Source organism: Pseudomonas sp. S11P7, from assembly GCF_023195435.1.
Taxonomy (GTDB): domain Bacteria; phylum Pseudomonadota; class Gammaproteobacteria; order Pseudomonadales; family Pseudomonadaceae; genus Aquipseudomonas; species Aquipseudomonas fluorescens_G.
Genome location: NZ_JALPKS020000002.1, coordinates 2502999 through 2515352 on the forward strand (window position 1 = coordinate 2502999; position 12354 = coordinate 2515352).

Annotated in this window: 9 protein-coding genes, 1 tRNA gene and 2 pseudogenes; 8 read left to right on the forward strand and 4 right to left on the reverse strand. The window is 54.7% G+C overall.

Annotated features, from left to right (window positions below; translation table 11 throughout):
• Positions 1 to 81: 81 nt before the first annotated feature.
• Complete coding sequence (locus M0746_RS11655) at positions 82 to 597, forward strand: cupin domain-containing protein (protein ID WP_258449281.1); 516 nt, start codon at positions 82 to 84, stop codon at positions 595 to 597.
• A gap of 187 nt (positions 598 to 784) precedes the next feature.
• Here M0746_RS11655 and M0746_RS11660 read toward each other — a convergent pair whose 3' ends face one another.
• Complete coding sequence (locus M0746_RS11660) at positions 785 to 3106, reverse strand: hypothetical protein (protein ID WP_258449282.1); 2322 nt, start codon at positions 3104 to 3106, stop codon at positions 785 to 787.
• Between the two features lie 25 nt (positions 3107 to 3131).
• Positions 3132 to 3206: transfer RNA gene (locus tag M0746_RS11665), tRNA-Lys, on the reverse strand.
• 437 nt (positions 3207 to 3643) lie between these two features.
• On the opposite strand from M0746_RS11665, the pseudogene M0746_RS11670 reads away from it, so the two are divergent.
• Positions 3644 to 4059, forward strand: a pseudogene (locus tag M0746_RS11670) (DUF4113 domain-containing protein); the annotation flags it as partial.
• A gap of 95 nt (positions 4060 to 4154) precedes the next feature.
• Here the strand turns inward: M0746_RS11670 and M0746_RS11675 are convergent.
• Positions 4155 to 5096: a LysR family transcriptional regulator gene (locus tag M0746_RS11675; protein WP_258449283.1), complete on the reverse strand. Its 942-nt coding sequence runs from the start codon at positions 5094 to 5096 to the stop codon at positions 4155 to 4157.
• Positions 5097 to 5205: 109 nt separating this feature from the next.
• Here M0746_RS11675 and M0746_RS11680 point away from each other — a divergent pair, with 109 nt between their 5' ends.
• From M0746_RS11680 to M0746_RS11705, 6 genes and pseudogenes are all read left to right on the forward strand, one after another.
• Positions 5206 to 6258 (forward strand): Gfo/Idh/MocA family protein, encoded by a 1053-nt coding sequence (locus tag M0746_RS11680; protein WP_258449284.1) that lies wholly within the window; start codon positions 5206 to 5208, stop codon positions 6256 to 6258.
• A 96-nt stretch (positions 6259 to 6354) separates the two neighbouring features.
• On the forward strand, positions 6355 to 7749 hold the full coding sequence (locus M0746_RS11685) for an MFS transporter (RefSeq protein ID WP_258449285.1): 1395 nt from the start codon (positions 6355 to 6357) through the stop codon (positions 7747 to 7749).
• 19 nt (positions 7750 to 7768) lie between these two features.
• Complete coding sequence (gene aroQ, locus M0746_RS11690) at positions 7769 to 8221, forward strand: type II 3-dehydroquinate dehydratase (RefSeq protein ID WP_258449286.1); 453 nt, start codon at positions 7769 to 7771, stop codon at positions 8219 to 8221.
• Between the two features lie 184 nt (positions 8222 to 8405).
• Positions 8406 to 8861, forward strand: a pseudogene (locus M0746_RS11695) (metallophosphoesterase family protein); the annotation flags it as partial.
• 287 nt (positions 8862 to 9148) lie between these two features.
• Positions 9149 to 9850: a glutathione S-transferase family protein gene (locus M0746_RS11700; RefSeq protein ID WP_258449287.1), complete on the forward strand. Its 702-nt coding sequence runs from the start codon at positions 9149 to 9151 to the stop codon at positions 9848 to 9850.
• Positions 9851 to 10051: 201 nt separating this feature from the next.
• Complete coding sequence (locus M0746_RS11705) at positions 10052 to 10654, forward strand: TetR/AcrR family transcriptional regulator (protein ID WP_258449288.1); 603 nt, start codon at positions 10052 to 10054, stop codon at positions 10652 to 10654.
• A gap of 6 nt (positions 10655 to 10660) precedes the next feature.
• Here the strand turns inward: M0746_RS11705 and M0746_RS11710 are convergent, their stop codons facing one another.
• Complete coding sequence (locus M0746_RS11710; protein ID WP_258449289.1) at positions 10661 to 12337, reverse strand: SulP family inorganic anion transporter; 1677 nt, start codon at positions 12335 to 12337, stop codon at positions 10661 to 10663.
• Positions 12338 to 12354: the final 17 nt, after the last annotated feature.

Sequence of the window (12354 nt, forward strand, 5' to 3'; positions counted from 1 at the left end):
AAAGCGAGATTATTGATAGCTACACTAAATGACCTTTTAGTTGAGCTAACAAAAAACCTATCAACAACGTGGGAGCAGGCGATGATTGAAGCTAAACCCGATGCACAAGACGTCATCAATGCACTGGATCTCGTAGCTCACGCCGAAGGTGGCTATTTCCGCCGAACCTATCAATCCGATCACCGCGCCAAGCTGGAAACAAGCGCAGGGCCGCGCTATCTGCTGACGTCGATCTACTACCTGTTGACTGAGCAATCACCGGTGGGACAGTTTCATTTCAACCGGTCCGACATCCTGCATTATTTCCATCTGGGCGATCCCATCGAATACAGCCTGATCCATGCAGACGGTTCATTGCAGACTCTGGTGATGGGCAGCGAGATTCTTGCCGGGCAACATCTGCAATTACACGTACCGGGTGGCATCTGGAAAGCTTCGCGCTTGCTCAATGGCCCACACGGATTCGGATTGATCAGCGAGGCGGTTTCGCCTGGATTTGATTTTGCTGACATGGAGATGGCTGATCGAGGAAAACTCACTGCGCAGTTTCCGCAGCATCGTGCGCTGATTGAAATGCTGACGCGGGACGAAGGCTGAACGGCGCAGATTGCGCATAGGCAGTGGATCAACAACGCGTACTGAGGCTTCGCAGCAGATTGAAATGCCACGTACATCGAGGCTGATCCCGTAACACTTTGTTACGTGTAATGTATATTATGTTAAATCATGGATGCGAATAGCCTCAGGCTTCAGATATCACATCCACCACTCCCAACCTCTCAGTCTAAGCAACGCCATTCGTTTGCAGCTTCAACAACCAATGTCTCTCGGTAGTCCATCCGATAAAAACCTGAGCACCTTCGCTTGCTTGGCGAGCCTCGGTCAACGGTGTGCCAGAAGCAGCTACTCGCAATCCTCTAATCGCCGGCAGGAACCTTTCACGAAATGCAATAGGCTGAGTCGCGAAATGAGCTTCGATACGTTCAATCGCGAATTGCATTTCTGCCTCATCGAGCATCGCTAGATAAAACACCATCTGCCGCCACGCGTACGCTGTATTTTTGATCATCACCAGGCTGGAGTGATAAAACCTCAACTTCATCTGCTGGCGTATGCATATCCATCTGAAGCATTCCTCGGCCATCGAAGCCAGGCGATCCTGCAATAGCGTTTTCAACCCAAGCTCACCAAACAAGAGCGAGAGGTTTTGTGTCGTCAGGATCTGTTGTTGCTCAATGATTTTCCCGTTAGTCGCCGGTCGCCATGTCCCCAGGCCCTCATTAGCGCGCTGGGAGCACAATCTGGCCAATGCGTCCCTGGTACTAGCGTCAGGCCTGGAGAACCTTTTGCGCCTGGATTTCGGTTGATCAGGAAGCATCGCCAATTGGCTTGCATCAATGTCGTAGTAATTGGCGTATAGCGTGCCACCTGTCAAAGATGCCGCCTGCCTGGCAGCTCTTATGTACTTGTTCGAGAAAGCGCCCATGAAAATGTCCGAGGCGACCTCTTCCACAAAAGGCAGATCCAGCTTGGCCATCGCCGCAAGCGCGGCAAATTCCTGAATCAGTTTGTTGTGCAGGATCGCTTGAGGAAAAGCACAAAGGGTCATTGCTGCGGATTCGATCAGGACCTGTCTGGCTGCGTCAGCGAGCACCGCGTCCGTTTTACGCTCGACTTCAACAGCCGCCACCCACGGCAATTCATTCATCCTGACCTGACTTTGCAGATCCAACAGCAACAATGATCGGCGTTGTCGAAAGGCGCGATAGGTTGCTACGGAGAGCATCCGCAGCGACATATCGCGAAATCCTGCACTGCAGATCTCAGCCGTTATCGCTGGCAGCAGCCGCGCCACGGTATCCCCGGATGTAATCAATCCCTTCTCGATCAACTCGGCAATTGTGCCCTTTCGACACCGCTCGACGCGTCGACCAATATCAGGAGGGATGCCGATACCTGTTAACAGCGAATATGCGGTCGCTTCTTCGCAGGTAACGGGTTGCAGCAGAGATGAAAAGTCGGAAACTCCGTCCGAACCGGGATACCTGCTCAGACGTGCGGCAACCGCTTTAGCAAATAGATGGTGACCGGGTGCGGACACGTGACTGCGTTGAGAGTCTCTGTGCTTTTGATGAGATTCGGATTCGGGATGACCATGCTTGCGTACGAAATCGTCGACGATCTTGCGAATTCGTCCGACTTGCCGTCCCGTAAGCGACGCCACATCGCTTGCGCTACTCCCCAGCAGTGCAAACAACTCCCCTGCCCGATCCCTTGAGCTTTCAGCTTCACCTGAAGCGCTGGGGCAAGAAGCATCGAACTGCCGCTTCAGAATATTCGCCTGCTCAAACCAGCCCTCGGGGTACCGGCGACATGGCCAATTATCCTGATACGTTAAAAGGAACAGCGACACCGCCGAATCGTAAAGCGGTAAACGAGTTTCAACGACATGCTTCTGCACTGCCACGCGCACCTGTGCCGGGCGATCTGAAAGCATGGCCCTGACATCACCGACAGTAAAAGCCTGCACTTGCCCTGAAGAAAGCGGCAAACCGTCAGAAGCCATCGGAAAGAATCGCAGCTGTTCAAAGAAAGGCGCTATCGCTTCAACCAGGTCCCATGCACTGTCTGTACGTTGCTGCACCAGCAACCAGGCCACGGTCAGCAGTGCAGCTTCTTCGGGCACCTCGATTCGATAATCCCCGCTCGCCAGCTTCGTTTGCAGTACCTCGATCCCCTCCTCCGTAAGGTGCCAAGTGTTGAGATCGAGTCGCTCAAAGCCAGGACGGATACCAGGAATCGAAGCAGCCAACTGTCGCTCGTACTCGGTCAGTGCACCGCCGGCCAAGAACTGCCCAGTGGCGAAACCTCCAGTGACGACTTCCAGCGTGACCCACTCAGGCACATCCGCGAATGGAGTTCGTGAGCCATACGACGCCGATCCCTGCAATATGTGCTCGATTACATTGCGCCAGCGCTCGATGCGCTTGCTCGTCTGTCCGTCATTGTCGAGGCCCGGTGCGGTGAGTGCTCGAGACAGTTGAAAGGCTGCATAGCCGGCACCTATGCCGGCGTTCGCATTCGATTCCCTACCGTCCCTGAGCATGAGTCCTTCCGAGCCTGCGATGTTGTGGGTCCGGGGGCTGGATTCGAACCAGCGCCCACCCGGTTAAGAGCCGAGTGTTCTACCGCTGAACTACCCCGGAACAGAGCGGGGATTGTCCACGAGCGTTGAACTATTGTGAAGATCGAAAACGTTGCCGCTTGTGAACCTGAACGGTCGCACCGGCGTCGCGAACCAATACTCCGGAAGCCGAAGACTTTATTTCGGGAGGTGGGATTGTCAGCGAGTTTAGCGCTACTGTGCGAAATCGATTACTTCGCCGTTCCAGTAGCAATTGTACGCGCCGGAGCGGCCGCGATTGAGACTGCACTCAAAATACGTTTGAGCTCAATCCCCAGCGCCTCCCCTTCTGATTCAGCCCCGATTTGCCAAGCTCCGACCCCATAGACCGCATGATAGGTCGGGCTGACAAGCGACATAACTTTGTCTGCCCGAGGTATCAGCAGCAATGAAACGTCAGGCTTGATGCCCTTCCACTGGAGACTGTCGTGATAAATGTGCGCTGACTCCATTGCATCCAGGAAAATCCGCGTGAGTATTCGAACTGGCATGTTCAACCCTGACGAAGCGAAATATGCGAATGGCGCCTTGGTGGAGTTGCCGTACCCGACCAACGACGTGCGGTTGATAACGAAGGCTGCTACGGAAGCGGTAAACCGTCTCTTCCGTCCCGGCTACAAATACAGCAAGGCGGAAGTGCAGCTTATAGATTTGCGACAGCCCCGCGAATTCACTGATGACCTGTTTGGCCATTCGCAACCCGTGATGGCGGACAACGTGATGAGCGTTCTGGATGAGATCAATGGCTGCTGGGGAAAGGGAGTTCTTCGATTGGCCAGCGTGCCGGCGGCACTTGGTTGGGCGATGCGTCGAGGAGGATGACTCAGAGCTATACGACAAAGTTAGATCAGTTGGGGACGGTGAGAGCAAATTAGCGACCACGAGATGGGCATTTACTGCCGCAGAAATGAGCAGCCTTGAACGGCTGCTTACGGCCTATGGTTGGCTGTCGTAGCAACGCCTTCTGGGACTAACCATTTCGTAGTGCGTAAGGCCCAGAACTCAAGTGTGCACTCAGAAACTCCAGGCATACCCTGATCTTCATCGATCCAGAAGCCCGAATCGTAGTGACTGCGGACACATCCGCCGGCTGGAAATGCTCAGGCAGAATGCGAATGAGCGTCCCATTCCTGATGCTCGGGGCCACATCCCAGGTTGATGCCATGATGATGCCGAAACCATCATGTGCCCACTCTCGAACTACATCACTGTGGTTGGACGCCATTGGCCCTGTGACTTTCACCGACTCAAGACCATTCGGCCCCTCAAGTCGCCATACACCAAAGCTTTGATCCCTCCCACGAAACAACAGACAATCGTGGCGCTGAAGCTCGCTCAGAGAGTTTGGATTACCACGCTCCTCCAGGTAGCTTGGAGCAGCACAGAGAATCCTCTGGCTATCCGCGATTTTGTGAATAATCAGATTCTGCTCGTTGACTTCTCCAACTCGGATGTCGATGTCGAACTGCTCACCAATGAGATCAGTTCGACGGTCAACCAGCTCAAGCCAGACCTCTAACTTGGGGTAGCGTTTACGAAGCAAGGCCAGAACTGGAGCGATGTGAAATCGTCCCATTCGCTGGCTTGTGCTGATACGCAGCGTGCCTCTGGGCTCGACCCGGTCGCCCAGTGACGTCTCAAGCATCCGATTGACGTTGTCCATGATCGTCTGCGCCCAAACGAGCATCGTCTCGCCATCTTTGGTGATTGAAACCCGCCTGGTTGTCCGGTTAAAGAGCTTGCAGCCAAGTGTTGCCTCCAACGCCAAAACACGTTTGCTGACATGGGCCGGAGAAATTCCAAGCTCTGTCCCGGCCGCGCTAAAACTCCCGCGTTTCGCAATGACTGAGAACAGAAGCAGATCCCTAAGGAAGGGATCATTATTCACTATGGGAGAATTCTGATTTTCCATATGGCTCAATTATAGCCCTACAGGTTGATAGTAACCTTGATCCTAGCAGATCGAATCACGACCTCAATACGTCGAGATTCAAAACAATAACGCTCGCGAAGATCAAAGCATGTCCAAAATCAGAATTGCAGTAGCGGGCGCCGGCCTCATCGGTCGACGCCATATTGAACTCATCCAGGCGAGTTCTTCTTGCGAACTGGCAGCCGTTATCGATCCGTTCGAACTTGATGGCTGCTACCTGGACTCGCTGGGCGCCTCGCAGTATCAAAACCTTCTAGCTTGTTTCGCCGAGGACAAGCCTGATGGAGTGATTCTCGCCACTCCAAACGACCTTCATGTCGCACAGACATTGCAGTGCATTGAGGCTGGTGTTGCCGCGCTGATCGAGAAACCGGTGGCGCACAGCGTTGAGGAGGGCAAGCGGTTACTCGCTGTCGCCGATGAAACTGACGCCAAGCTGCTCGTAGGACATCATCGGGCGCATAGCCCAATTCTTGCCAAGGCGCGAGAGATCATCCGTGACGACATTCTTGGAGACATCGTTGCAGTGCAAGGCAGCGCTCTGTTTTACAAACCAGATGACTATTTCGACGCTGCCATCTGGCGACGCCAGGAAGGCGGTGGCCCTATTCTGATCAATATGATCCATGAGATTGGCAACCTGCGTTCGTTGTGCGGTGAAATTGTTGCCGTTCAAGCAATGCAGTCCAGTGTCGCACGTGGATTTCCTGTCGAAGATACCGTGTGTATCGGCCTGCGCTTTGAGAATGGAGCACTCGGTTCCTTCTTGCTCTCCGACAGCACCGGCTGTGCCCGCAGTTGGGAACAAACATCACAAGAGAACGCGAGCTACCCGTCCTACGAGGATGAGGATTGCTACGTCATCAGTGGGAAAAACGGCTCACTGTCAGTGCCCACAATGCGTCTCAAATACTACGTGAAGGCCGAAGACAGATCATGGTGGAAGCCCTTCCAAACGGGCCACTGCGCTGTAGACCGCAAAGACCCACTTGAGATCCAGCTTGAGCACTTCTGCAACGTTATACGAGGCACGGAAACGCCTCTCGTCTCCGTGCGCGACGGACTGCGGAATCTGATCATCACTGAGGCTATATCACTGGCCGCAAAAAGCGGCTCGATCATAGAAATCGACCGTATTTAAGCCCGGCATGACTTCCAGTCATGCCCTGCTTTACGTGTACCAGGGCGGTTTTTGCTGCTCTGCCAGATTTATAAAAACAATATCTGGAGTAGTCAGATGAACACAGCAACAGCGACAGAGCAGCACCGCTCCAAGCAAGCGAAGAAAGCCAGCGCGAGTGGTTGGATTGGCTCCGCGTTGGAGTATTACGACTTTTTCATCTATGCCCAAGCGGCAGCCCTGATCTTTCCACAACTCTTCTTCCCCTCAACCGATCCAAAGATTGCCATCGTGGCGGCTATGGCGACCTACGGGGTTGGGTACATTGCTCGCCCGATCGGCGCATTCTTCTTGGGTCACTGGGGTGATACGCGAGGCCGCAAGAACGTACTGCTGCTGTGCATGTTCCTGATGGGATTCGCCACCATGGCGGTAGGCCTGCTGCCAACCTACCACCAGATTGGTATATGGGCACCTGTCCTGCTAGTAGTTCTGCGACTCGTGCAGGGGTTTGCTGTAGCGGGAGAGATCTCGGGAGCCAGCTCAATGATTCTGGAGCATGCACCCCAAGGACGAAGAGGATATTTCGGCAGCTACACGCTTCAAGGAGTACAGGCAGGTCAGGTTCTCGCAGCCGCCATTTTCTTGCCTCTCGCCTATTTCATGTCCGATGAAGCCTTCAATAGCTGGGGCTGGCGTATTCCCTTTCTTCTGAGCGCTGTAGTGCTGATTGCTGGCTTCATCATTCGCCGGGAAGTTGAGGAACCGCCAGCATTCGTAGAGCAGACAAACAAGGATGAGAAGTCTGAATCGCCGATCATCGGAGCCTTCAAACACAGCTGGAGAGGCATGCTGGTCGTAGTTGGGGTTTCGTTGATGAATGTTATTCCAGTCATTACGACCGTGTTCGGAGCGGCCTATGCCGTACAACCTGCCTATGGCATCGGCTTCGATAAAAGCGTGTTCCTGTGGATTCCGGTCGTTGGCAATATCGTGGCCGTGCTGTGCATCCCTCTCGTAGGCAATCTCTCTGACAAGGTGGGGCGCCGGCCTCTGATTATCGCAAGCGCCTTTGGTTGCGGGCTGATGTCCTTTGCCTATCTATACGCAATCAGCATTCACAACCTCCCGCTCGCTTTCGGCGCATCACTGCTGATGTGGGGAATGATCTACCAAGGCTACAACGCAGTGTTCCCATCTTTCTTTCCAGAGCAATTTGAAACGCGCTACCGAGTGTCGGGGATGGCAATTTCGCAAAACCTCGGACTGTTCATCACCGCAATGTTACCTGCTCTGTTTGCCCTGATCGCAGGCCCTGGTACTGAAAACATACCGTTGATTGTCGGTGGGATCGCCTGTGTGTGCACGTTGCTAGCTGGTATCGCGGCCTGGTGCGCACCTGAGACATCTCGAATCCCTACAGCCGACCTCGGTAACCGCGATGCCAAATCTACAGAAGCCGGTGAATATCATAAGGCACGGCTGGCAGCCATGAGTCCCGCAAAGAATTGAAGCGACTCACGAGGATCACATGATGAACATCATTCTAGTTTTGAACGGCCCTAACCTGAACATGTTGGGACTGAGAGAGCCCGAGGTGTATGGGCGGGAGACATTGGCGGACGTTGAGCAGGCGTGTCGTCAGTACGGCGAAAGACATGGGCTTGTGATTGAGTTTCAGCAAACCAATCACGAAGGGCAAATGATTGAATGGATTCACCAGTCCCGCAGGAGGATAGCGGGGATTGTGATCAATCCAGGAGCATGGACTCATACATCGGCCGCCATCCACGATGCGTTGATCGCAGCCGAGGTGCCGGTGATTGAGGTTCACATCTCAAATGTCCACAGGCGTGAAGATTTTAGGCACTTTTCATATGTGTCACGCGTTGCTAAAGGCGTGCTCGCGGGATTCGGCACCGACGGGTATCGAATGGCGATACAGCACTATGCAAGCTGCCTTGAGCAACCATTTACGGTGTAGTGGAGTCTGCAAGGATTGATAGTCGCTTGCTGGCACTGCCGAGAGTCAGCAAATTATGGATTACCATGCTTAGGGTCGATTTCAGCCGTTTCCACAAGGCTGCTATAGGCCCTACCCTTCATGAAGGGCAGCTTTGGGTCGAAAACAGTCACTCCTGCCTGAGACGTCCACGGAGAATTGGCCCATGAAAACCGCCGTAATATCCGACACTCACAATCTCCTCCGCCCCGAAGCCATCGACGCGCTCCAAGGCTGTGACCTGATCATCCACGCCGGCGACATCGGCAACCCGGACATCCTCGCCCAATTGTCCGAAATTGCTCCAGTCCACGCCGTGCGCGGTAACAATGATCTGAGCAGCCCATGGGCCAAAGACGTTCCCGACCTTCTGACCTGCACTGTCAATGGCTGGCGCACCCTGCTTATCCACGACATCGCCGACGTCCCCGCCGATTTAGATTCAGACATAAAGCTCATCATCACCGGCCATTCCCACAAACCGCGCATCGAATGGCGCGGCGATCGCCTATACGTGAACCCTGGTAGCGCCGGCCCTCGGCGTTTCAAATTGCCGGTCACGTTGGCAATTCTCGAGATACACCCCGATAACATCGAGCCGCGCCTGATTTACCTGCTGGATCCCCCGCCTGAAATCGCTGCGGTCTGCAGCGAGTACGGTGGCTGCTCAAATCGATGCAATCACGCAGCCGGGATGACGCAATTCTATCTCGCGACCGATGTTGGATTGTGCGCCCTTCCCCGGCTCCCCCAATGACTCACCTCAATCGACCGATGCAGCAAGCAAATCCCGACAAACAATTTACCTAACGAATGTTAGATAGGTGTTGACGCACCCGGAATTGCTCGCTAAGGTTCGCCTACCAAACGGTAGATAGATAACCCAGCCACCACTCTGCAGGATCGACCATGACTAATAAACTTCAGCTTTTCACTTCGCCTTCGGCCTTTCCAAACCCGCAGCGTCTGCGTCTGTTCATGCACGAAAAAGGCATCGCCGACCAATTTGCCGAGACCATCTATGACATGTCCCCTGTAGGCGAACAGCGTGGCTGGCGTCATTTGAATATGAATCCGTGGGGCGAAACGCCCACCCTGCAACTGGCAGACGGCAGCTACATTTCCGAAACGGCCGCCATCGTTCGTTATCTTGATCAGGAGTATCCCGGTCGGAAAATAATGGGAGCGACAGCACTGGAACAGGGGCTGGATAACATGTGGGACAATCGGGTGTGGGTGCACATCCTGTACCGCATCGTTACAGCGTTCCACGTATTGCATACCGGGCTGGGCTTCAAGCTGGAACTGACCAAGAATGAGGCTTGGGGCGAACACTGCCGCAAGGAAGCTTTGGCTCACGCTGCACTGGTCAATCGTCATCTGTCAGACGGCCGCGAATGGCTGCTCGGCGGCGATGCCCCGACCTTCTCGGACATTACCCTGGCAACCGCGATCGCCTTTTCGAAATTCCCGGTCAATGCAACTCCACTGGACGAGCGCTTTGAGTTCCTGGATGCGTACTGGCAGCGTTGGACAAAACGTCCGAGCTTCCAGGCGGCCTATGCTGATCGGAACAGCGGCATTCCCGAGCTGGATTCGCCAGCCCAGTAACATCTCAATGGAAACTACGTGCGCCGAGATCGCCACAGCCTTGGCCTTCTCGGTGACCGTAGTGAACCGCCTCTACTTGAGCACCCAAGTCACGTCGCGCTCACGGCTCGCCGCCTACACTCTACCTGTCACACGGTAGGTCTTTGCTGTAAATTAGCTTTCCCAATTTTGAGAGATCGTCCCTAGACGAAAGGCACCAACATGAGCGTCAACTCCAAAGAAGCCATTCTGCTGGCGGCCAAAAAGATTGCCCAATCGCAGGGCTACAATGGTTTGAATTTCCGCGACCTTGCACAAGATGTTGGTATTAAAGCGGCGAGTATTTACTACCATTTTCCAAGCAAAGCCGATCTGGGTGTTGCGGTTGCCAAACGTTATTGGGAGGACGGTGCGCTCGCGCTAGAAGTCATCGAATCAGAAAGCCCATCTCCGATAGACGCTCTGCATCGCTTTCCTGAAATCTTCCGTAGATCGCTTGAGGCCGACAATCGCCTTTGTCTGGGTAGTTTCATGGGCGCTGAAACCGATACCTTGCCCATTGAGATGACAAAAGAAATTCAGACCTTTGCTGATGTCAACATTGCATGGTTAAGCAAGCTTCTATTGGCTGCGAACGTGTGCGACTCAAGTGAGAGTGAATCCAGAGCCCGTGCAATTTTCGCTGCTGTTGTCGGTGCCCAGCTCTTTGCTAGAAGTCGCTCGGATATTGCGCTTTTCGACTCTTTGATCGATTCATACCAAGCGTTCGGGCCTCTGCGTTTAGCAACTAACGGCGACCCGGCTCCGCGAGCAGGCGGGGACTGAAGGTCATCACGGAGTTGGTTTTCGGAGCGCCAGTGCTTCCTCTGCGAAATTGGCCGCTTCAACCAGCGCGGTTTTGAAGTCGGCGTGGTAATGCTCCGCGCCGATCGCTTGCAGGATCCCCACCCTGTCGAGCTTGTTGAACACCGTCGAATTCGCCTCGCAGAGTTTCACCACGATATGCCGTTCATGCAGTTGCTCGATGACTTCCTCCAGCACCTGCAGGCCCGTGATATCCATGAACGGTACGCGCTTCAAACGGATAATCAGCAGGCGTGGATCGGTATGCGTCTGAGCCAGGACGCGTTCGAAGGTCTCTGCCGCGCCGAAAAACAAGGGCCCTTCAATCGTGTAAATCAAAGTGTCTGCTGGCAGTCGAGCCTGTCCGTTGGCCCTCAGTTCTTCCCCCAGATCTTGCTCGACGACCTGCTGCACTTCCACCGATGAGGCCATGCGGCGCATGAAATGCAGCATGGCGAGAATGACGCCGATATTCACGGCGATCACCAGGTCACTGAACACCGTAAGAACGAAGGTGATGAGCAGGATCGAAACGTCTGCTCGCGGGGCACGCTGGACCATGCGCTTGAAGTGCTTCAGCTCGCTCATGTTGTACGCCACCACAAAAAGAATTGCGGCCAGCGCGCACAGCGGGATGTTTGAAGCCAGAGGCGCGAGAAACAGAATAATCAGCACCAGGGTGAGCGCATGCGTAATGCCCGCCAGTGGGCTGGTGGCGCCGTTACGGATATTGGTTGCCGTGCGGGCAATCGCACCGGTAGCGGCGAAACCGCCGAACAACGGCGTGACCAGGTTGGCAACGCCCTGCCCGATCAGCTCCTGATTGGAGTCGTGTTTGGTACCTGCCATGCCATCGGCCACCGTCGCAGACAACAGCGATTCGATTGCCCCAAGCATGGCGATAGTGAATGCCGGACCAATCAGATCGATAACACGCGACAGTGTGATTTCCGGCAGGCCCACCGTTGGCAAACCTTGCGGTATGCCACCAAAGGCACTGCCAATCGTGGCGACCCCCTCGAAATGAAAGATGGACTGTATCGCTGTCGCGACCGCCATGGCGATCAGTGGACCAGGTACTCGTTTGAGACCGGGGATTCTGGGCGCGCTGATGACCAGAAAAAGGCTGAGTACCGCCAGCAGGGTCGTGGCCAGATGAAGATTCGGCAGGGCCTGTAGTAGATGCCAGAGCTTTTGATGGAAGTGCTCTCCCCCGACCTGCGGCAAGCCGAAAAAGTCTTTCCACTGCCCGACCCAAATGATCACGCCGATGCCCGCCGTGAATCCGACGATGACCGGGTCGGGTATGAACTTGATGATCGCACCGAGCCGGGCCATCCCCAGTAATAACAATATCGCCCCGGCCATCATCGTGGCGACTTGCAGACCGTCAACGCCATGCTCGGCCGTGACACCCGCCAGAATTACGATGAACGCACCTGTCGGCCCGGCAATCTGCAAGCGGCTTCCACCAAAGAGCGAAACCAGCAGGCCACCGATGATTGCGGTGTAGATGCCTTGCTCGGGTTTGACGCCAGATGCAATGGCAAACGCCATGGCCAGCGGGAGTGCCACGATGCCGACGATCACGCCAGACACCAGATTGCGAATCCAATGTCCTCGTCCCAACAACCCTGCCTTCCATGCCTCACCGATCGCAGTCATGGTTAGCTCCCCAGTGG

Coding starts and splice junctions, on each gene's coding strand:
- M0746_RS11655 (WP_258449281.1), top strand. CDS start 82: ATGATTGAAGCTAAACCCGATGCACAAGACGTCATCAATGCACTGGAT.
- M0746_RS11660 (WP_258449282.1), bottom strand. CDS start 3,106: ATGCTCAGGGACGGTAGGGAATCGAATGCGAACGCCGGCATAGGTGCC.
- M0746_RS11675 (WP_258449283.1), bottom strand. CDS start 5,096: ATGGAAAATCAGAATTCTCCCATAGTGAATAATGATCCCTTCCTTAGG.
- M0746_RS11680 (WP_258449284.1), top strand. CDS start 5,206: ATGTCCAAAATCAGAATTGCAGTAGCGGGCGCCGGCCTCATCGGTCGA.
- M0746_RS11685 (WP_258449285.1), top strand. CDS start 6,355: ATGAACACAGCAACAGCGACAGAGCAGCACCGCTCCAAGCAAGCGAAG.
- aroQ (WP_258449286.1), top strand. CDS start 7,769: ATGATGAACATCATTCTAGTTTTGAACGGCCCTAACCTGAACATGTTG.
- M0746_RS11700 (WP_258449287.1), top strand. CDS start 9,149: ATGACTAATAAACTTCAGCTTTTCACTTCGCCTTCGGCCTTTCCAAAC.
- M0746_RS11705 (WP_258449288.1), top strand. CDS start 10,052: ATGAGCGTCAACTCCAAAGAAGCCATTCTGCTGGCGGCCAAAAAGATT.
- M0746_RS11710 (WP_258449289.1), bottom strand. CDS start 12,337: ATGACTGCGATCGGTGAGGCATGGAAGGCAGGGTTGTTGGGACGAGGA.